Origin of the sequence: Oceanobacillus indicireducens (genome assembly GCF_014647195.1) — a bacterium.
Classification (GTDB): Bacteria; Bacillota; Bacilli; order Bacillales; family Amphibacillaceae; genus Oceanobacillus; species Oceanobacillus indicireducens.
The window spans coordinates 71,605-92,765 of sequence record NZ_BMOS01000004.1 but is presented as its reverse complement, the minus strand read 5'-3'; the positions used below and the strand labels follow the sequence as shown (position 1 = coordinate 92,765).

14 protein-coding genes and 1 pseudogene are annotated in these 21,161 nt (G+C 38.4%); 9 read left to right on the top strand and 6 right to left on the bottom strand.

All coding sequences use genetic code 11. From position 1 onward, the window contains the following. The first annotated feature begins 3 nt into the window (after window positions 1-3). The 5 genes and pseudogenes from IEX94_RS04135 to IEX94_RS04115 all read left to right on the top strand — a co-directional run bounded on the left by IEX94_RS04135 (window position 4) and on the right by IEX94_RS04115 (window position 5,429). The gene (locus tag IEX94_RS04135) at window positions 4-1,596 is read left to right on the top strand and encodes a long-chain-fatty-acid--CoA ligase (protein WP_188856152.1); all 1,593 of its coding nucleotides are present in this window, start codon (window positions 4-6) and stop codon (window positions 1,594-1,596) included. 125 nt (window positions 1,597-1,721) lie between these two features. After that, window positions 1,722-3,194, top strand: coding sequence for a GGDEF domain-containing protein (locus IEX94_RS04130; protein ID WP_194461790.1), 1,473 nt, complete (start codon window positions 1,722-1,724; stop codon window positions 3,192-3,194). Window positions 3,195-3,268: 74 nt separating this feature from the next. Continuing rightward, a pseudogene (locus tag IEX94_RS04125) lies at window positions 3,269-3,598 on the top strand (branched-chain amino acid transport system II carrier protein); the annotation flags it as partial. 121 nt (window positions 3,599-3,719) lie between these two features. Next, complete coding sequence (locus tag IEX94_RS04120) at window positions 3,720-4,757, top strand: lactonase family protein (protein WP_188856150.1); 1,038 nt, start codon at window positions 3,720-3,722, stop codon at window positions 4,755-4,757. 225 nt (window positions 4,758-4,982) lie between these two features. Further along, complete coding sequence (locus tag IEX94_RS04115; protein ID WP_156856363.1) at window positions 4,983-5,429, top strand: OsmC family protein; 447 nt, start codon at window positions 4,983-4,985, stop codon at window positions 5,427-5,429. 568 nt (window positions 5,430-5,997) lie between these two features. Here IEX94_RS04115 and IEX94_RS04110 read toward each other — a convergent pair. Genes IEX94_RS04110 through IEX94_RS04095 form a run of 4 tightly spaced genes read right to left on the bottom strand, consistent with a single transcriptional unit; the run spans window position 5,998 to window position 14,054 of the window. Further along, window positions 5,998-7,281: a TIGR02679 family protein gene (locus IEX94_RS04110; RefSeq protein WP_229782560.1), complete on the bottom strand. Its 1,284-nt coding sequence runs from the start codon at window positions 7,279-7,281 to the stop codon at window positions 5,998-6,000. Then, complete coding sequence (locus IEX94_RS04105; protein WP_188856148.1) at window positions 7,278-11,420, bottom strand: TIGR02680 family protein; 4,143 nt, start codon at window positions 11,418-11,420, stop codon at window positions 7,278-7,280. Before IEX94_RS04105 ends, IEX94_RS04110 begins: the two co-directional genes overlap by 4 nt. 1 nt (window position 11,421) lies before the next feature. Then, on the bottom strand, window positions 11,422-12,573 hold the full coding sequence (locus tag IEX94_RS04100; protein ID WP_188856147.1) for a TIGR02678 family protein: 1,152 nt from the start codon (window positions 12,571-12,573) through the stop codon (window positions 11,422-11,424). Further along, window positions 12,570-14,054, bottom strand: a complete 1,485-nt coding sequence (locus tag IEX94_RS04095; RefSeq protein WP_188856146.1) for a TIGR02677 family protein — start codon at window positions 14,052-14,054, stop codon at window positions 12,570-12,572. The genes IEX94_RS04100 and IEX94_RS04095 overlap by 4 nt, the downstream gene beginning before the upstream one ends. Window positions 14,055-14,291: 237 nt before the next feature. Here IEX94_RS04095 and IEX94_RS04090 point away from each other — a divergent pair, with 237 nt between their 5' ends. After that, entirely contained in the window at window positions 14,292-15,023 is a 732-nt protein-coding gene (locus IEX94_RS04090) for an SDR family NAD(P)-dependent oxidoreductase (protein WP_156856368.1), read from the top strand. Between the two features lie 285 nt (window positions 15,024-15,308). Here the strand turns inward: IEX94_RS04090 and IEX94_RS04085 are convergent, their stop codons facing one another. Both IEX94_RS04085 and IEX94_RS04080 read right to left on the bottom strand, forming a co-directional pair. Then, window positions 15,309-15,740, bottom strand: coding sequence for a hypothetical protein (locus IEX94_RS04085; protein ID WP_188856145.1), 432 nt, complete (start codon window positions 15,738-15,740; stop codon window positions 15,309-15,311). 482 nt (window positions 15,741-16,222) lie between these two features. Continuing rightward, window positions 16,223-17,335, bottom strand: coding sequence for an Rpn family recombination-promoting nuclease/putative transposase (locus IEX94_RS04080; RefSeq protein WP_229782559.1), 1,113 nt, complete (start codon window positions 17,333-17,335; stop codon window positions 16,223-16,225). Window positions 17,336-17,541: 206 nt separating this feature from the next. On the opposite strand from IEX94_RS04080, the gene IEX94_RS04075 reads away from it, so the two are divergent. The 3 genes from IEX94_RS04075 (at window position 17,542) to IEX94_RS19645 (ending at window position 21,076) form a co-directional block, all read left to right on the top strand. After that, the gene (locus IEX94_RS04075) at window positions 17,542-18,708 is read left to right on the top strand and encodes a YeiH family protein (protein WP_229782558.1); all 1,167 of its coding nucleotides are present in this window, start codon (window positions 17,542-17,544) and stop codon (window positions 18,706-18,708) included. 95 nt (window positions 18,709-18,803) lie between these two features. Next, entirely contained in the window at window positions 18,804-20,330 is a 1,527-nt protein-coding gene (locus IEX94_RS04070) for a TOTE conflict system archaeo-eukaryotic primase domain-containing protein (RefSeq protein ID WP_229782557.1), read from the top strand. Then, complete coding sequence (locus IEX94_RS19645; RefSeq protein ID WP_229782556.1) at window positions 20,291-21,076, top strand: DEAD/DEAH box helicase; 786 nt, start codon at window positions 20,291-20,293, stop codon at window positions 21,074-21,076. The genes IEX94_RS04070 and IEX94_RS19645 overlap by 40 nt, the downstream gene beginning before the upstream one ends. The last annotated feature ends 85 nt before the right edge of the window (window positions 21,077-21,161 follow it).

Below are 21,161 nucleotides of genomic sequence, written 5' to 3'. Positions count from 1 at the left end.
AATATGGAAGTACCATTAATTCTGACTCAATTTCTAGATCGAGCTGTCAAACTTTACGGGGATAAGAAAGCAATCATTAATGATGATCGTGTATATACCTATCGCGAACTAAACGAACGTGTCAATCAATTATCACGTGGTCTTAGCGATCTTGGAGTGACAAAGGGTGACAAAGTGGCATATCTTGCACCAAATACGGTTGAGATGTTGGAGGGATTTTATGGGGTTTTCCAGCTTGGAGCAGTTATGGTACCTCTAAATATCCGTTTAACATCAGAAGATTACCTATATATACTAAATCATAGTGAATCTAGGATATTATTCATTGATCAGGAATTATATCATTTAATCGCACCAATCAAAGATCAACTGGATACCGTAGAAGATATTATTGTTCATTATCATGACGGAAGCTGTGACGAACGGGACTATGACGAGTTTTTACGTTCTTATTCAAATAGGGAATTTGAGCGGGAATACGTAGAGGAAACGGATATCTGCAGCTTGCTTTATACGAGCGGGACTACTGGTAATCCAAAGGGAGTGATGTTAACCCATCGCAATAATTATCTTCACGCTTTAACGAGTATGCATCATTTAAGGGTTGACGATGAGGACGTGCTGGCTCATGTGTTACCAATGTTTCATGTAAATGGTTGGGGCTCTCCTTTTTATTATACAGCAAACGGTGCAACCCAAGTTTGTTTGAGAAAGGCGTCTCCTGAAAGTATTGTTGAAGCGATTGAAAGGCATGGGGTTACCGTGATGCATATGGCACCGACAGTCTTAAATTCCTTGTTGCAGTATTATGAGAACAATACTCCTATATTTAACCAGAATATACGGGTGGTTATTGCTGGCTCTGCGCCTCCACCATCGTTTGTTACAAGGGTAGAAGAGGAATTGGGCTGGGAGTTTATTCAAGTCTACGGTATGACGGAATCCACTCCTTTAACTACTATCTCAACGATTCGTTCTCATTTTCAAGATCTTCCACAAGAAGAACAATACCGGATAAAAGCGAAGTCTGGTGTTCAAATGATTGGAACAGAGGTAAGGGTTGTTAATGAATTAGGTGAAGAAGTTGCTTGGAATGCTAAGGAAGTCGGTGAACTTATTGTTCGAGGAAACGGGGTGATGAAAGGTTACTGGAAAAATGAAGAAGCGACAAGAGAAACGATACGTGACGGATGGTTATATACTGGGGATATGGCCAATGTAGATGAAGAAGGAAATATCGAAATCATTGATCGGAAAAAAGATGTCATTATTTCTGGTGGGGAGAATATTTCTTCAATAGAAGTAGAAGGAGCCTTATATGAACATCCGATGGTTTTAGAAGCGGCTGTCATTGCTGTACCACATGAAAAATGGGGCGAAACACCCCACGCATTTGTGGTATCGCGAGAGGGAGCAGAAGTTACGGAAGAAGAATTGATTCAATTTTCTAGAGCTAAACTTGCTCATTTTAAAGCAATTACAGGTGTTACCTTTGTAGATGAGCTTCCTAAAACTGCATCAGGTAAAATACAAAAAGTCCGGCTGCGGCATGATTATTGGGAGTCAGTAGGTAAGAGTGGAAGGTTTGTGAATTAGAAAGTCTTTGTTATTTTAAAGGTAGTAACTGGCATCTCTACTTGAATTCCCTAGTTAAAAAGTATATCATACAAATGAACTATATATTTGCAGCTTCTATAAAGGGAATGGAGGAACGAATCTTCATGTGGCGCAGCTTTCGTATTAAATTAGTCGTTACGATGGTTATTTTTGCTGCAGTAATAGCTTTTGTTATTGCAACAATCAATCATAAAAGAATATCAGACCAGGCTATTCAAAATAATGCATTTCAATTGGAAAGCATTGAGGCTACGGTAGAGTATTCCTTAAATACAATAGATAAAGCCTATTATTATTTTGATAACGATGTAGCGGAGAAGATGAAAGCGAATACAAGGGAGATGTTAGAGCTTTATGAAAATAATCCAGCCGTCGATACGTGGGATATACAAAATTTAAAAAAGAAATACGAGATGGACGTGTATTTCATTAATCCGGACAATGTCATTTCACATAGTTCGAATGAGAATGATATCGGGATGGATTTTAATGAATGTTGTGGCAAGCTTGCTAAGATACTTGACACTCGGAGGGAAGCTGGTGCATTCTACCACGATGGAATGGACATTGCTCAAGCAACCGGCGAGATAACTAAATACAGCTACATGGCGACTCCTGATAAAGAATATATCATTGAGCTTAGTTATTCCTTGCAGGAAGGGGATATTTTCAAGGATTTTAATTTCCTAACGGTGACCCATGATTTGGAAAAAAGTTACCCATCGATTAATGAAATAAATATACTGAATCTAGGTGGTCTTGCATTGGGGGATCCTGCAGAAGAGTCGAAATTATCGCCGGAGCGGAGAACCGCTTTTGAAGAAACATTAGCTGAAGGAGAAACTACTGAAGTTCGCACCTTAAACGATAAGGGCGAAGCAGTCATTTATCATTACGTGCCCTACGATTCTGGCTATGATTTTGGTTCGACACAGAATAAAGTGGTTGAAATCGCTTATAACGAACAGGAACTTGAATCTATTCTTAAAGGGCACAAGGAATCATTTATTCTGCAACTGGCATTTATTTTAGTTATAACAATTATAATCGCTCTTATTATTTCAAAATGGGTGTCCCGTCCGATGTACATGGCGTTTCATGATAGTTTGACGGGCTTAAGGAATCGGGCGGCATTTGAAGAGGATTTAGATGGAATTTTGTGTGAGAGTGAAGGTGAAACAGGGTTATTAATGATTGATCTGGATCATTTCAAGTCTGTTAATGATTTGTTCGGACATGCAGATGGGGATGAATTATTGAAAAACATGGCAACTTCTATTCAGTCGACTATCCATTCAGAAGGGAAGGCTTATCGATTAGGCGGGGATGAATTTGCGATTGTACTTCAAAATACGAACCGAGATAAAGCAGAATTAGTCGCAAAACAAGTTATCACTGCAGTGAATGAAGCTGTAACAGAGTATTACAAAACAAGAGGTCTTGATTTAACAGCAAGCATTGGAATTGCGCTAGTTGATGATGAAGTAAAGGACGTGAGTGAGATTTACAAGCGGGCAGACCGAGCATTGTATGAGTCAAAGGGAAGAGGGAAGAATCAGTATCGGGTGTATGGGTAGAAATATAAAAGGAAACAACTATCCTACTCTTCCGGCAAATCCCAATATACCGTATGTAATTAGGTTTTCAACCCTATTTTACAAATGAAGGTAGTGGACCGCTTATACTGTTTGCCCTATTATTTTTTGCTATTGCTTATTATATTTCTTTAAATCCTAAGAAGATAGTTGACCGTGTGGGACAATTGCTCACACCAATTTTACTTGTTGCTCTAGCTATTTTATTTGTGCGTGCTTTTTTCCTTTTAGAAAATGTAGGACAAATCATCGGGTTTGTTCCGTTCTTTGATCTAGGTTTAGGCTGGATTGTTCCAGCGTTTGCCGGTGCAATTGTTGGATATGTTATGGACCGGTTTGTGACAGGTCACAAGGAGACAGTGGCTCTTGATAAAAAAGTAAGCTAGGTTGAACGAGACAGCTTTGGGAGTAGAGATATATAATACTAGTTAGAGGACAAAGCCGTCATGCTTATGGTAGTGTATGATGTAACTTGAATTATTGGCAATATTGAAGGAGGAATTTTAAGTGGGCAAAAAATATACAGGTTATCTCGGTAGTTACACAAAGAAAACGAGTGAAGGAATTTATCGTTTCACCTTGGATACCGAACAGAAAAAGATAACAGACGTAGAAGTGGCGGTTAAATTGAATAATCCGACGTACTTAGCTGTAAGTCATAATAATGATTATGTTTATGCTGTTTCTCAGGAAGGTGAGGAGGGAGGTATTGCGGCCTTTTCTGTTTCAAATGGCAACTTGGAAAAATTAAACAGTGAAGTAACAGCTGGTGCCCCGCCTTGCCACGTGAGTGTCGATAGTAGGAACCGTTTAGTTGTCGCGGCGAATTACCATACAAAACAAGTGGAAACATTCCTCACGAACGAAGATGGCTCCATCCAGGCTCCAAAGTCTGTAACTCATGAAGGAAGCGGCCCCCATGAGCGTCAGGAAAAACCGCATCTCCACTTTGCAGGATATACGCCAGATGAGAAATATGTTGTAGTTGTGGATCTCGGCAGTGATACGATTACAACTTACTCCCCGAATGGAGATGAATTACAAGAAGTTAATGTGTTAACTGTAAAAGCCGGCAGTGGTCCGCGCCATATTGCATTCCACCCGACAGCTCCCTATGCTTATGTAATGACAGAGATAAGCAATGAGGTTATTGTGCTTAAATATGATGAGAATACGGGATCATTTGAAGAAGTCCAGTATGTAGCAACAATTCCAGAAGATTTTACGGAAAATAACCAAGGAAGCGCAATCCATTTATCTTCCGACGGGAAATTTGTGTACGTAGGTAATAGAGGCCATGATTCCATCGCCGTTTACCGAATTGCAGCGGATTATTCGGTCGAGCTGGTTAAGTATACACATACAGAAGGAAACTGGCCTCGTGATTTTGTACTCGATCCCAGTGAGCAATTTATTGTAGCTGCAAACCAGGAAAGTGGCACATTAACATTGTTTGAAAGAGATAGCGAAACAGGAAAACTAACTCTACTGCAGAAAGATGTAGAAGCACCGGAAGCAGTATGCGTTAAATTCTTGCATGCTTAATTGATTGCGTAACTAAAAAGCTTGGCACGTTTCCTAATTATGACAAGAAAAAGTGGAAACATGCCAGCCGATGATAATCGAGGTAAAAAATCAAGTATTATATTTGATTTTTTACCTTTTTCATTATTTTGTTCAATATTTCACAATGTGTCTACAGACTATCAATGTGAAAAGGTGTACAATATAATTGAAAGGAAAAATATTAAAGAAAAGGTGGTTATCATCATGCCCCAGAGTATATTTAAAGCAACTGCACATCTGGAAAAAGGTGTTCAAGTGAAGGTGAAATCTAGGGATTTTGAAATTACGGTTGATGAGCCTAAAAGTTTGGGCGGGACAGATACGGGAATGAATCCGGTGGAAATGATTCTAGGAGCCCTTGGTGCTTGTCAAGCTATTACCGCCGCAACGTTTGCTGGAAAACATGATATGACGTTCCATAATCTTTGGGTAGAGCTGGAAGGTGACCTTGATACAGACGGATTTATGGGGATATCTGATGTTCGTAAAGGTTATTCAGAAATTCGTTATAATATTCATATCGACACAGACGAACCACGAGAAAAAGTTGAAAAATTCATTGAGTTTATCGAAGCAACCTGTCCCGTTGGTGACACCATTGCGAACCCAGTAACAATGAAATTGAATAAAGTTATTATTGAAAATAAATAATTCACCTTTTACAGTAAGAAACCCTCTGGTATAGTGAGTGAAACTAGTAATTCATTATAATTGTGAATGCGATTCCAAGATTTTTTTCGAGTAGAATAGAGCGTTTCATCTTTAATCGCCCGTTTGTCCTAGATTCGACTTCATTTCGGTTGATTAGAGGGGTTCTAATCACCTGAATAAGTCAGCATAGAAATCGTTCGGTCGATTAGAGGTGCTTTAATTCCTCGAAGAAACTAGATTAGAGTTCATTCATGCAATTAAAGGTAGTTTAATCCCTCGAAGAAACTAAGATTAGAGTTCGTTCACGCAGAGGGGTCTTATCAATTTGTGAAAAACTTTCCTTGTTCGATTCCGCCGTCCAGTAAAGCTGCACATTTATTATAGTAAGCTCATCAAGCATTATTTAAAGTCTTCTTGTACAGTGATGTAGAGTAATTTTTAAGAAGAAAAAACAATAGTAAAAAAGCTTTCTTCCAAGTTCGTAATAGATCTATTGGAAAGAAAGCTTTTTTACCTGAAAAAATCATTTATCCTCTAAAAATATCCTTGCTGCCATAAAAATTAATCTCTATCCTAAATACATCATTAATTCCTGCACCATATCAGGAACCAATGCTTCCTGATAACCTGCTTTTTTCTTTCTTCTTAATTCATTCGCGACTGGTATTAATGCAGAGGATGTGATCGAAGCTAACTTTTGGATACGCTCGGTGGATAGTTCTACCTCTGTGATCGATTTTTTGTACGATTCCAGATCCATTTTCCAAATCCGCACATTACTTGGGTGCCGGAGCAATAATCGTTCCGCTATATTTAAACCTTCTGGATCAATGTCACCTGCATAATGGATTGTACATCCTTCTTGCACGAGTAAGTCGATTAGAACAAGACCTGCTAATTTAAATTGTCCATGCGTGCACAGCAATGGAACACTTGGAAGTTCGTCAAGCAAGCTTGAATAGACACCCGAGTTCTCAACAATCCAAACATCGCATCCATGGTTAGCTGGGTAAGCATGTGATAAATCGACTAATTCCCGAAGTGGAACATTCATGACGCTATGTGTTTCTGCGGCTGCCTGCCACATTGGATGAATACCACTTTCTGTTTCACCAATGATGTTCGCGCATGTAACATAATTCGTTATATCATCCCTTAAAATTCGATGAGATAATAGCAAATCATTTATCCCTTCGCTGGTCGATGGAATAAATACGTTCCCGTCGTTCATGGAGTAAATGGACAGCATATGAATAAACAGTCGTCCTAAGTTTGTATTTTGGTCAAATGCATGTGGATCACGAGTGATACGTTGACTGAACAACGGTAGTCGTTCATATTGCTCAGGTAAATGTGTAATTGCTTTTTCCAAGCGTTCCATCCATTTTATAAAGCGAGGTTTAGACTCTTCTATTAACCGATAAATCCAGTATGTATCAGCCGGCTTTTTTCTGACATGGTTTAGCCAATCACGTAGTGCAGGGAAATTATCATTCAGTTGAATGAAAAATTGCCGGGTCTCTTCATCTTGTTTCTCTTTCATTTCCTTTTTTGAAAGAAGGGTTTCCCCGAAATACGCTTCGAGTAACGCTTTTAAATGGACTCCTTCAAATCTCGTTGATTGTAGCTGTTGCTCAAATTTCTCAAGGGAAACATTGCCCTTCCTTCTTAATTCTTTATCTGTTACACCTAAAAATCGTGCGAGTGCATCTAATTCTTCATCTGAAAAATATTCTAATCTAACTGTACCGCCAATTCTGCCAAGAGATTCATATTTTTTCTTAAAAAGAGAAAACAAGCGACGAAAATGATCTCCGTCGCTAAAATAAGCTAAAGCTTCTTTCATCATCATTGTGTCACCTTCATGTCGCTTTCTTCATCTGTTTCTATTTTATCAAGTTCGATGCGTTTATTTCCATCCCAGTAATAGCCCATGACGCCGACGAAATCAGCATTCTTCGGTCTTAGAAGTTCATAAATGGAAAGCTCACTGATCGTATCATAATCTCCCCAAAGCACTTGCGAGTTCATCATATAATCAAAACCTAATTGCTCCACAATCTCAAACATTTCCCTAATATTATTTTCGTCCACTCCAGCAAAAGCTTCGTCTAACGATATTATATAGGGTGCCTCCGGATCAGCCTCCAAGTAGCGCGAATAGCAAGCAGTGAACAGAGGAATATACATTGCCATCGCTTTTTCACCACCACTGAATTTATAAAACTGATTATTTGTCAGTTCACGTTTATTCTCTCCTTCACGGCGAAAATAGAGAACAAAGGAGAACCATTTACGATAATCAAGCACTTCTTTCAACACTTGAAGGAATGTCTGTAATTCATTTTCATTTTCGGCTACTTCTTTTGCTTTTTCTATTTTGGAGCGAAAGTGCATAATAATTTTATCTCTATCTGTTTCTTTTAAAAGCTTGGCATCCTGTCTTAGTAGATGGACAAGATCAACCGTATCCATCTCAGTCTCCGAATCGGCTGTTCGGGGCTTCCACTGGATAGAGAAGGATAAGCCGGATGAGGTGTCGCGAGATTCCATTAATTTTTTCATTTGCTTCACCCATTGCTCTGCTCGACGGATTCGTGCACGCAGCTTTTGCCCAACGGTATGGAAAAGGATTTCTTCATATAGTGCTCTGTCCTGATCGTCAAGGAAGCTTTCTTGACGAGCTTGTTCCATTTCTATTTGCTGTTTAAGCATCGAAGGACTCATCTGTTTTCCGAGATGATTCAATTCAATAAGCTGCCGGGACATTTTTTGTTTCCAATTATCAATATGAAGTTTCTGCTCATCACTTGTCTCGTTATTCATCCATTCAGGTGTCTGGTAGAGTGCACTGAAGCTGTTCAGACGATATTCCATCAAGTCGCCATGCTGTTTATAATATTCTTTTGTCAGCTGTTCCAAAAGTTTAGGACGTTCTTTCTCTTTTAAAAGATGTCCAAATTCGTTTGTAACTTTCCTAGCAGCCTCATGTGCAGGTTGATCATTTCCAGTTAGTACGAATTCCCGATGCAATTCGCTTAAGAAAGACTTCTCCCAAGTTTCCTTCAGGTGCAACCAGAATTGAACGGTTTGTCGGACATGTGTGAGCTGTTCATCGATCTGTTTTCGTTCTGTTCGTTTAACCGGCAGCTTTTCCTTCGTTTTATCGAGGGCATGATCGATTTCTTTTAACATGTCTTGTACTTCGTTGATCTGTTTACGAATATCCATTTCTCCGTGTTTTTCAAGTTCGAGTTTGATTTGTTTTAAGTTTACTTCGAGCTCTTTAATCAAGTCTTCTGCTATGTTGATGTCTCCTTGAATTTCCAATATTTCTTCTGTCAATTCGCGAAGTTGATCTTGTTTATCCTGATATTGGAGAGAAAAGTTAATGTACTGGATATGTGATTTCTCTGTTTCGGATAAATCTTTTTCATAACGCTTCATTACAACGATTGCTTCTTGAAATGAAGAGAGACTCACTTCTAAATTATAACTCCTCGTTTTTTCATCAATGGTACGTTTTATAGTTGTATAATCCGCATATATTGTCTGGATTGCAGTAGTTAATATTGCGATCTGTCCATTGTGGTGATTGATCGTTAATCGAACATCCTTAATCTGGTTGAAACTTTCAGCTAAGTCTTTGTCGGGTGGAAAAGCAGCAAGTCGCGTGCTCGCTTGTTTAATAGCTGTTTCTATTTGTTCGATTCTGCTGTCCAGGGATTGTTTTTCGTTTTGTAATGCATAGATTTCTTCCTGGATGCGTTCGATTTGTTCTGCTTGGTATCTTTTTCTTGCATTTTTACCGATATACCGAACATTTTCCACCGGGAGAGCATGACCTTTGAGAAGTCCTATTTTATAGTTACCCTGTTCATCCACGGAGAAATGAGTTTCATCGCTTTCATCGATTAAAATACTTCTTAATATATCATCAACTAAGCTCGTTGGTAGTTTGCTGTTTGAATCAAGGTCAGGTTTTAAATAATTAGCAAGCGTGTAAGCCATCATCTGCGGATCCGCAGTCAGTACTTTATCATGTTTTATTTCGATATTTTTTTCTACAATCAATGCGTTCAGCATACCACTATCAATCAAAGCAGCTTCAATCCGCTTCTGAAGTGACGCTTCGACATCATCATGAAATTCAACTGCTGCGTATAAAGGGGAGTAGGCAATCCCCATTTCTGTTAGTTGCTGCCTAGCTTCTTTTGTTAACGGATCAGTGGCTGGCTCGGGATCTTTTTTCGACTTCCATTCAGCCAGTTCTGCTTCCTTTGCTTCGAGCTCTTCTATTAATTGATTTTGCATGAAACGAAGCTCAGACAGTTTTTCTCGTTGGCTCTGTTCATATTGATATGTTGCTTGGCGGAATGGTTCCTTTATCGTTTCATAGGAGGTATCCTCATATAAACTTTGCAACGCACGAGCAGTTTCCTGCATAACTTCATCTGGAATATCAAGCCAAGATGTTTCATTTACCCAAGTGTGGATTTCATTCAATTTTATCTCTTTATCCTCTTCGAAAAGTCGTACCCATTCCTGTTCTTGATACAGGGCGTCATCCAATTTTTTATTTTCATCTGCCAATTGTTTGTTTTTTTCTTGGTATTTCTCTTTTAATGCTTCAAATTCTCTTAGTTTCTCTTCTAACCATTCAAGATTCGACAAATGGTTGCCTGCTTCTTTTTTCCATAAGCTGAAATCAAAGGTTGCTTGCCCGTGACGTTTAAAATCTTGTTCATTTATATGATGAGATTCCGTAAACGCAGCTTCTTCCGCGTCATTTACAAGATCGGTCAGCTTGTCTTTGATGTCTTTTTCTTGACTTGCAATAGTTGTTTCTAGTTTCTGTAAATCTATTCTTAGATTATGCTCTCGATTTCGCCTTGTTTGCAGTTGATCCGTTTTTCTGCGGTGTATCGCAGTTTCTTGTGTAAGTTTATTTTCTATTTCCGCACGTTCCTCTTCTAAGTTCCAAATTTTATGGGAGCGTAATCGCTTTTCTTGCGCCATATAGGTGGATTTTTTTAATTCTAGTTCTTTCCTGTCTACTTCCAGCTGCTCGATTTCATTTATTAGCTGTTCTTGTTTCAATTTGGTTTCCTGTTCATTTTCTTGCTCTTTTGCCAAACGTTTTTCGGCTTGTAAATATTCATGTGCCTGTTCGGCGAGTATATATTCATTATACGTTTGATAGAAATTATTTAAGCTGGTGATGGCAGCTGCTTCCCGGTCTAGTTGTTCGATCTGCTGTTTGGTCTGATCCATCTGTTCAATCGTATCCGACAGATGACGCAGGTCTTCGTCGGACAATGGGGGAAGAGCGGCTTCTAAAATTTCATAGATGACGGTCGGTTTAAAGTCTTTGGAAAGCTTTGGACTTCTGAGCTGGATAAGCAGTTTAATCAAGTCTTCATAAGCTTCGATTGTTTCAAAGTTGAATAGATATTTATTTACGAGCTTCGTATATTCTGATTTCGTCTGTACAACATGACCTCCATCTTGAAGAAGGTTTTCGAGTTCAACGCGGGAGAGAGGGAGTTTATGTTCTTCACCTGCACTCCGCTCCAATTTATACAGATGAAAGTCGATGGCAATCCTACGGTTATCATTTATGACAAACCCCCAGAATTTCATCTGTTTATTGCGTTTTGCTTGTAAGCCAATCCCAATTGTTAAATATTGCTCGGTGTGCTCCCGTTTAAATTCGATAAATAGGTAGCCGGTCCGTTCATCCCGATTGACGATCTCTTTTTCACCTAAAAGATAATCTTCCATCTTTCTTGCTTTGGAACCGAATGGATCTAAACGGTCAGGCGATGTTCTTCCGTCAAGAAGTACAGGGAGGAAGCTTTGCATGGTCACGGATTTTCCGGAACCATTACTACCTCGGAGCAATAGTTTTCCATTAGAAAAATTAAAAATTTCTTCATCGTAATACCAGAAATTCAGTAACCCAGCACGGTTCATTTTCCATTTATTCATTTTAATTGTTCACCTCGAAGTCTTTAGGATAATGCCCGACCATTCTTGCAATGGCAGGTTTTAATATGATCATGTCTGAATCGGCTTCGACTGTCGCTAATTCCCAATCTTTATAGAGCTGTAAAAGTTCTTCGGCAATCAGGTTATAGGACATGTCCCGGTATTTTTTACTCCAGCCTTGTCCGTAAATCTCTTTTACCGTTCCTGTTATTTGGCTGAATTCTGCCATCGTCAATTTGAGTTCACCAAGTGCATTAATGGAATAAGTCTCGCTATTCTCGCGCAGATACGCTTGAAAATGGAGTGCGACATTCATAATTGCTTTCTGGTCGGGAAATAGGGTATAGCGCTGTTTTCGTTCCGGCATGACGAGCATGGCTGCATTTTTAAATACCTCTAGTTGAAACTGTGTATGTGCTTCTAAATCTTCACGCAGTCTGTTTCTGAAGCTCCGGATATAACCGAAATCAGGATCTTCCTCGCTCTCGCGATAGACAGCGGGGGAGAAAAGCAGTTTCCGGTATACCCGTTTACGACGCACATCATCTTGATGTCTCAGCCATTCGCTCTCGAGTATTTCCTCTGTTGTTTGGTAGCAGAACAAATCATCTGGATAGGAGCGCATGAAATAGCGGGCGTAAACTGTCACTTCATAAAGAACTTCATGCTCCTCATTACCTGCAAACAATTCAATATCGCCATCGACAACTTTAATAATATCGAGTTCAACCATTTTCTTCAGTGCACGTACAAGTGATTTACGCTGCTGATAATTCGTCCAATCCAGCGGAAAATCTCCTGGATAGAGATCCTCGATTTCTTCCGTAATATCGGATAATAAAAATTGCTCCTCAACGGATCGCTGTTCGGTGAAAGACAATCCACAGCAAAAAATTGCATAATCAAGTGGCTCAGTAAAATCTTGAATTCCCATCCATCCTTTTGGAGTAACTGGTATTTTTTCCAATTTGATAAAATGTTGGTGAACGATTAAGTCAAATCCCAATTTATCGGAAATATATCGTTTCAATGTTTTTTCCCGTTCACGGATGAATTGGTATGTAGCAGGTTCTTTCGTGCGTAACACCCAAAACTGTTCAAATAATATGCTTAAAGCTTCAATTGTTTCTTCATCAAATCCGGTCTGATTCATGATGCTGATCCCTCCAGATCTATAAATTGAAAGGTTACATTAGGCATTTTGAGGACGCCGTCTTTTGCTCGTAGTAAAACTCGACCATCACGGATAACTACACGTACCTTTACACCAAGCTCTGTTTTTATCGTCCGATCTTTGCGAACCATCGCTTTACCGATCCAGGAGAGTAACAGTTTTCTAACATGGGATTCAACAAGCGGAAGATTTTCAATGTGGATTTCGTTTCCTTCAATATATTGTTCGATTAGTTTCTTCTCCTGTTGCTTCTGTTCTAAATATTGTTTTTTTAATTCTTCTTTCTTTTTGGTATTACTGGTAACTGCACCAGGTCTTGTTTTTTCCCGGTAGTTCCGTGTGATCGGTTTTGTTTCGTGTTCCATTGGTTCCTCGTCCCAGACGTCGGTATAAATGTTTTCCGTTGGGATGTGATCGATGTGGAAATGACGAGTATGTAAGACACCAAAGGCTACAGAGGAAAGCTGATGTGCTTCCTCCAAGTCTTCCAATGAGCTAAACCATTTTGCGAGATGAAGGTAATCCTTTTTCCTGCTCCGGAAATATTGATGTCTCTCCCCAAGTCGCTGAACTACTCGAGTAATCCGACGAATGGATTCGGTTGTACGTTGTTGTAACATTTCGTATTGACTTTCCCCGTGTTCGTTCCCGAGAAACCAATCTTTAATGCTTGCCCATTTTTCCTCCTGTTCTTTATATGGATCTGTTTCTTCTTGTTCTTGCTCAAAGCGGAAAACTTGATCTTTATGCTGGATGACCTTTTGAAGAAAGGCGCGCAGTTCACTTTTTGTGATTGCAAGTAAAATATCCTGAATTTGCAGGGATGTTCCTTGCAGCGCTATAATAAAGTCTCTTAAATAGGTAGTAAACTGATCCTTGTAAACGAGAAAAGCTTCCGTTTGCATTTGCTCTTCAACTTCTTCACTATTTAGGTAGGCAATATAGTCGGATGTGTTCTGGGTAATTTGCCGGAAATAGGAAAGAGTATCATCCCAAAGTTGAGCGCATTCTTCATTTTTTTCCATTAAGTTTCCTTTGATAATACGTTCAATTTTTGCAAGGGATTGATAAAGGCGTTCAAATTGGGATTTTTCAAGAGAGCCGCCAAATACTTCTCCCATGCCTTCAAGCTGGATGAGCATTCTCTCAAATTCGATGGTATAAGGTGTGGATTGGTAACGAAATCGCTTCTTTTTAAATTCTTCAACGGTTCGCGATTTACCCAATTCTTGTCTAGCTATGAGGTTTCCCCATTTCACCAGCGTGTCGAGGTCAATGTGAAGGGCTTCAATTGGATAGTCTTTGAATTCGTCATATTGAATAAGGTATTCATAGATTTCTTCTGGGAAAAGAAATTCTCTCATTCTTTCATGCTGAATAAAAAAATAACGGAGAATTGCCCGGTAGCTCCACGCCTTTTCAGCCGTCAAATAAGTTGCTTCTTTTACACGTTTAAACATATTATCACCACTCGGTTCATAGTTAGTTCTATTCTAACATGGTTCAGGTATATGTCACTACTCGAATTCTGTCGAATGGTTGTGGGAATCAGTGGAGAATAGGTTGCCTCTAATAAGTAAATTCTAAGTTAACCAAACAAGAGAGATAGATTATTTAAGTTGTTAATGATATAATAAAACTTATATGTTCAACAATTCACAATAAATTTAACTAATAATAATAACGGAGGTTTTCATATGATAAAAACAGCAATCATTACAGGTGGTGGTAGTGGCTTTGGTAGGGAAACAGCTTTAAAACTTGCGGAGAAAGGAACAAACCTTTCTATTGTTGATCTGTCAAAGGAAAGAGGAGAAGAAACAGTAAGGCTATGTGAGGAGTTAGGAGTGGAAGCAATTTTTGTTGAAGCGGACGTGAGCATGATGGAAGATGTTCAGCGTTATGTTGCCGAGACAATAGACAAATTTGGAAGAGTAGATTTATTCTTTAACAATGCAGGTATCTCTGGTTCAGGAGTTCGCACACTGGAATGCTCGATTGAAGAATTTCATTCCATCGTCAATGTGAACTTGAATGGTGCTTTCTATGGATTGAAATTTGTTGTGAATGAAATGCTGAAGACTGGCGGTGGCGTGATAGTGAATACGGCTTCCTTGGGTGGCGTGGCCGGCATGCCAACACTTGGGGCTTATTCTGCAACGAAACATGCGATTATTGGTTTAACCAAAACAATTGCTGGTGAATATGGCCGGGATAATATCCGTATTAATGCGATTGCACCAGGGACGAACAAGATACCGATGGCATTCCCACGGGGAGAGATTGATGCAATGGCCGAAGAAGTACCGACGGATAGATTAGGTCAGCCACATGAAGTAGGGGATGTCGTAGCATTTTTATTAGGTGAAGAATCATCTTATATTCATGGAGCGGTAATTTCGATTGATGGGGGAGCAGCTGCATTATAAATGGAAAAGTAGGACCTTATAAGAGCTAGTGAATAATATCTGAAGAGAATTGTTTCATCTGGGGCCACTCAACTAGTTTTTATAATGCCTTAGTGTTAATGTGCTTAATATATCGAATCAAAATTAGTGGCATATCGAAAGACACCTATACTTGATTTTTCAACCAAGATAAAGGTGTCTGATGATACGTCTAAAAGTGGTTTGTAGACGCTATTTATATATTCTTTTTTGTAGATTTAAAGCGATGTCTAATGCTTTAAGGTATTCTTTTCGTTACTAAAGATATTATTCTAAGCACGCTTTAATACTTTCTACAATAGCTGCATGAATATCATCTTCGTTATACTGTAAAATTGGCATTGTATCTGCTGGATCTAAATAAGCATCACGGTTTTGTATCTCTGCTGTTAATTCTAGATGGATACCATGTTCTTTCCCTTCTTTTGCAGCTTGTTCATCACCTTGTATATATCCTGGCTTCATCTGCTCTAAATCGACAACTTGAACAACCGTATTTTTTTGACCTAATACTTCCGCAATGATTTCAAAGAAGGCTTTATGTTTCATATTCGTTCCAGAAATTGCATACTTTCCACCATGTTCGCCATGTTCTAAAGCACCGATCGCTGCTTCTGCGACTTGTTTCACGGTAACCATTGCTGAACCGCCACCTAAAACAGGTACGAATTCATTACCTTGAATTTGTGGTAAAAACATTTCCCATAAAGGCTTGCGACCAGGCATTGTTCCAAATATATATGGCAGACGGTGAGCATTGATTCTATCTTTATTATATACGCTTAATAAGCCAAAAGTTGTGTATAATATGTGAACAATTTCACTAACCTAACTCTAGGAATTTGAAGTAAGGGACGCTTTAGCATTTTTATTCGGTGAAGTATCATATGATATTTATGGTGCTGTTGGTTAATGCTTTAGAAACACCTACATATGGAAGAGTAATCGTGAAAGATAAAGAGCTTGGTGCCTTACATAATTAGGAACTGTCGCAAGTGAAAATGAATATAAGCTTGATTTTCCAGCAGGAAACATTGAGATAAAACGTCTGGTATTTCCTGAGAGATGGTGAAATATGTAATATGAAAGACCACTTCATCCTTGATATGGACTGAGGTGGTCTTTTGCATTATCGCCCATTGAGAGTCATGATGATGAGTGGATAGGTAGCTGAAGATAACTTATTCAGCTATATCTTTTTGAATTTCAAGTACTTCCTCTTTTGATAGCCCTGTTATATTCATTACGTATTGGATTTCTGTACCATCTGAAAGAAGACGTTGGGCTATTGATTTTTTAGCTTTTTCCTCGCCCCGTTCCATTCCCTGTTCTATTCCACGTTTCATTCCTCGTTTCATGCCACGTTCCATACCATCTTTCTCTGCTTCCTGTGCTCGGAGCTCTGCCTCCCGCTTTGCCGCTTCTTCATCCAAAATATGCTTTAAGCGAGATTCATAAGCTAAATACTGTTCTGGTGTCATGCTGAGCTCTTCCCAGTTATGAAACGGTTTTTGAAGTGTCTTATCTTCCATTGCAATCTCCTCCAATTCATGATAAATATCTTCATAGAATTTTTTATTCCGATGATCAACCATCCCGAGCAGCAATTGCCATCTAGCTAAAACGTCTTTCCAAGGATCCAGTTTATCTTCTTTCCAAGCTTTCAACAGTTTCGGCATTTCAATATAGTGAAACTCCATGGCATTTGTCAGTTTGAATTGTTCTTCATCCTCAAATAGGTGATACATCGTATGGAACCGTTCCGTCTGATCAAAAATATTAAAATTCAACAGGTTGATGGAAATAACATCGCTTAGCTCTTCGTATCCCATTCCCGAAAGCAACTGGCTGCGGTAGATTCCTGACCAATAATAGATAGAGCGTCTAATCATGTTATATCGATCGGTAAACTGAATTTCAACATTGATTTTTTCACCAGTAGTGGTGACGACTAATAAGTCAAGTCTTGATTGCTTATCATCGACATGTTCTCCGCCTGCTTCGATATTATTGAAAGTAATGTCTTTAATCGGATCTCGTCCCGTTTCCTGTAAAAAAGCATTTAAAAATACAATGGTAATTTGTTTGTTTTTTTCGATACCAAAAAGTTGCTTAAAAGCATAATCAATCTTTAAATTCATCAACCTTGGCAGCGGTATCCGTTTTAATGCTCTGAATCTTTTGTTGCTTTGGAAATCTGATTCGTTATTGCTGTAGTCTGTAGGCTCGTCTCTTACTGTATCGTGTATGATGCTTTCTAGGGGGTACTGGCGAAGTGATTTTGTTAATTCCATTATAACACATCCCTTTTGAAGTTTTTAGAATTTAGCGAGAACTTACCGAGATGTGATTCTAGATATAGCATAACAGAATTAAAGGTTAGGAACAAGTGTTCCGTTCTTTAATTTCTATCATCCTTTAAATTTTTGTCGAAACTATCTTAGTTATGCGATAATAAGGGATGGAGAAAAAGTGCGCATATGAGGGAGGGTAGGTTACCTTGCAAAATGCAATACAACGAAAAGAACCACATTTTTTAATAAATATTTTACCCGGTCTTCTATTATGTCTTCTGATCATGCTTAGCGGGATGTACGGTGCTCAGCTCATTGGGACAGGTTTAAAAGCTATCGGTTTATTATCTGAAGGCAGCGAAACACCAATCTCAGGAATTTTTGTTGCAATTATACTTGGTATTATTATTCGGAATTCAATCGGGCTCTCCGATATTTTTACAAAAGGAATCTCCTTTTCGATGAAATATATCTTACGGGCAGGGATTATTTTACTCGGTCTCCGATTGAGTTTGATGGAAGCTTTAAAACTCGGGGCATTCGGAATCCCGCTTATTGTTGCATGTATATCTGTCGGTTTATTAGTAACCTTATTCTTAGCTAATAAAATGAATCAGTCCATACGTCTGGCAACTTTAATTGCAAGCGGAACGAGCATTTGTGGTGTCACTGCAATTATGGCGACATCTCCTGTAATAAAGGCGAAGGAAAATGAAATTTCTTATGCGGTAGCGAATATTACCATCTTTGGTTTAACAGGGATGTTGTTGTATCCATTTCTCGCTCATTTCTTATTTGCGGAGGATGCGATTAAGGCTGGGTTATTCTTAGGTACCGCTATCCATGATACAGCGCAGGTGACCGGAGCAGCGCTAATTTATGATCAGCTGTATCAGATGCCGCAAGTGGTGGATGCAGCAACCGTTACGAAATTAACGAGAAATTTATTTATCATTGCGATCATTCCTTTTGTCTCTTATTTATTTTTTAGCAAGTCGAAGGAGCTGGCTGCTCAGGTAGAAAATAAAGAGGACAGTTTGCCGAAATGGTATACATTCATTCCGTTATTTGTCATTGGATTTCTGATTCTTTCTATTATGCGAACGATCGGGGATGCAACATTGGAAAGTACAGGAAATGCATTTGGTATTTTCGCGTCTGATAGCTGGAGCAGTATCTATACAAATCTTAGTTCATTTGGAACGACCTATCTCCTTGGGATGGCGATGGCTGGAGTTGGACTATCAACGAATTTCAAGATGTTTAAAGGATTAGGGCTAAAGCCGTTTTATATTGGGTTTGTCGCAGCGATTTCTGTGGGAGCGGTTAGTGGAGTGCTGATTTGGTTATTTGGTGGGTTTGTTCAGCTTTAATGAAATGTCTGTTATATGTTGTTTAATACTGATTTGAGTGGGAATGCTGTATTATTAATTAATAGAAAAATTAAAACATAAGGATATGGTCTGTCATGGATAGTAAACTTATACAAGAGAATAAGCGGTTGATTAAAGAGGTAGGAGAATTAAAAGAGGAAAATAGGCAACTAAAGCATCTGGTGGAATACTATCAATCTAATATGAAACAGCATATAGAACCGAATCTGAATAAAGAAGCGATGATTCAAGCTAAAATGAATGAAAGAATTCAATTGTTTTCTAATTTGTTTAAAGGTCGCAAAGATATTTATGCCTATAGATGGGTAAGTAAAGACGGAGATTCTGGCTATGCACCTGCTAAGAATTCAAAGTCAAATTCTTATTATCCATTAACTAAAACGGTGATAGAGGGACATCTAACCGGTGATCTTACGCTTGGTATATACCCTCTTTTAAGAAATAATACTTGCTGGTTTCTTGCAATTGACTTTGACAAAAATGACTGGAAAGAGGATGTAAAACATTTTATTGGCACCTGTAAACAACTTCGCATTCCTGCATATATGGAACGCTCTCGCTCTGGAAATGGCTGTCATGTATGGTTCTTCTTTACGGAGCCAATATCGGCAACACTGGCTAGGGAATTTGGAACTCTTTTACTAACCTATACTATTGATCGGAGAAATAAACGAGAATTAAAATCCTTTGATCGCATGTTTCCAAATCAGGATGAATTAACGAAAGGCAAGTTTGGTAATTTAATTGCTTTACCATTACAAGGCCAATCCCGAAAAGAACACAATAGCGTGTTTATAGACGAGAACTTTAATCCGTTTAAGGACCAATGGGATTACTTGGCGAAAGTGAATAGAATAAGTAAAAAAGAAATACAGAGTTTAATCAATACCTCTTCAAATAAAAATATGTTTATTCAAGAAGGACCAGTCGTAGCACCTCTTTCAAATAAAATAAACATTATTTGCACGAATGGGATCTATATTAATACAAATGAAATCTCACAACATATTTTAGAGCAAGTAGTTGGATTGGCAAAGTTCAGTAACCCAGATTATTATCGTGCTGAAAAGAAACGCCATTCAACAAAAAGAATTCCTAGAGTGATCGATTGCTCTGAGCGAGATGGTAATTATTTAATTTTGCCAAGAGGTTGTTTGGAGGACTTAAAAGAGTTGTTAAAGAAAGCATCTATCGACTATACGTTAGTTAATAATACTTATTTGGGAAGTAGAGTAGATGTAAATTTTACAGGAGGATCGATGACTAAATTTAACACAGGAATATTGGAAGCGGCAATGGGATTTGGAAAAACAGTAATTGGCGCAGCACTTATTGCTGAGAGAAAAGTAAATACTTTAGTCATTGTTCATCGAAAGCAATTGATGAATCAATGGCGAGAACAATTAGGTGCATTTTTGGACATACAACCAGAACAAATTGGATTAATTGGAGGTGGTAAGAATTCCCGTCAAGGTAAGATAGACATAGCAATGATCCAATCAATTAAAGATGAAAAGAAATTAAAGGATTTAAATAAATATGGTCAAATAATTGTGGATGAATGTCACCATTTTCAGCTTATACATTTGAAAAAGTATTGAAACGATTTGATTCAGCTTATGTACATGGTCTAACCGCAACTTCTAAACGTAAAGACGGACATGAAGCAATTATGCGTATGCAATTAGGTCGAACAAGATATAAAATCAGTGCTAAAGATCTATCAAAACTTCGCCCATTCAAACACATTTTAATTCCCCGTTATACATCGTTTAAAAGTAAGTTAATAGATAAGGGGAATACGAATGAAGGACTGTATAAGGAACTAATACTGGACGAAAAAAGAAATACGATGATATTTAATGATGTACTAAAGGAGTTAGAGCAGGGGGCCGCACCGATCATATTAACTGAAAGAGTGGACCATGTGAAAATTCTGGCCGATAAATTTGCGGGTTTTACTAAGAATCTATTTATATTAACCGGAAACTTAAGTGACAGAGAGAAAGCAAGTAGATTAGATGCACTAAATAAGTTACCAGATGAAGAAGAACGTCTCATCATAGCCACCGGAAAATATATAGGAGAGGGCTTTGATAATCCCCGGCTAGATACTCTGTTTTTAATTTTCCCTTTTTCTTGGAAAGGTACTTTGCAACAGTATGTCGGAAGATTACATCGTATCCATGAACAGAAATCAGTTGTGAAAGTCTATGATTATATTGACCGTAAAGAAGGTATATTTGAAAATATGTATGAGAATAGGAAGAAGGGCTATAAAGCTTTAGGCTATGTAATGCCTAAGGAAGGGCAAGAAAAGTTAACTGAGCAGATGAAGTTATTTTAATAAATCTTGTTATACTAGGAATAAAAAGCTAGAACTCGTGTGTTTTACTTACATATCACAGTTCTAATTAAATTTCTACTTTTGG

Coding starts and splice junctions, on each gene's coding strand:
- IEX94_RS04135 (WP_188856152.1), top strand. CDS start 4: ATGGAAGTACCATTAATTCTGACTCAATTTCTAGATCGAGCTGTCAAA.
- IEX94_RS04130 (WP_194461790.1), top strand. CDS start 1,722: ATGTGGCGCAGCTTTCGTATTAAATTAGTCGTTACGATGGTTATTTTT.
- IEX94_RS04115 (WP_156856363.1), top strand. CDS start 4,983: ATGCCCCAGAGTATATTTAAAGCAACTGCACATCTGGAAAAAGGTGTT.
- IEX94_RS04110 (WP_229782560.1), bottom strand. CDS start 7,281: ATGATGATGAAAGAAGCTTTAGCTTATTTTAGCGACGGAGATCATTTT.
- IEX94_RS04105 (WP_188856148.1), bottom strand. CDS start 11,420: ATGAATAAATGGAAAATGAACCGTGCTGGGTTACTGAATTTCTGGTAT.
- IEX94_RS04100 (WP_188856147.1), bottom strand. CDS start 12,573: ATGAATCAGACCGGATTTGATGAAGAAACAATTGAAGCTTTAAGCATA.
- IEX94_RS04095 (WP_188856146.1), bottom strand. CDS start 14,054: ATGTTTAAACGTGTAAAAGAAGCAACTTATTTGACGGCTGAAAAGGCG.
- IEX94_RS04090 (WP_156856368.1), top strand. CDS start 14,292: ATGATAAAAACAGCAATCATTACAGGTGGTGGTAGTGGCTTTGGTAGG.
- IEX94_RS04085 (WP_188856145.1), bottom strand. CDS start 15,740: ATGTTTTTACCACAAATTCAAGGTAATGAATTCGTACCTGTTTTAGGT.
- IEX94_RS04080 (WP_229782559.1), bottom strand. CDS start 17,335: ATGGAATTAACAAAATCACTTCGCCAGTACCCCCTAGAAAGCATCATA.
- IEX94_RS04070 (WP_229782557.1), top strand. CDS start 18,804: ATGGATAGTAAACTTATACAAGAGAATAAGCGGTTGATTAAAGAGGTA.
- IEX94_RS19645 (WP_229782556.1), top strand. CDS start 20,291: ATGTCACCATTTTCAGCTTATACATTTGAAAAAGTATTGAAACGATTT.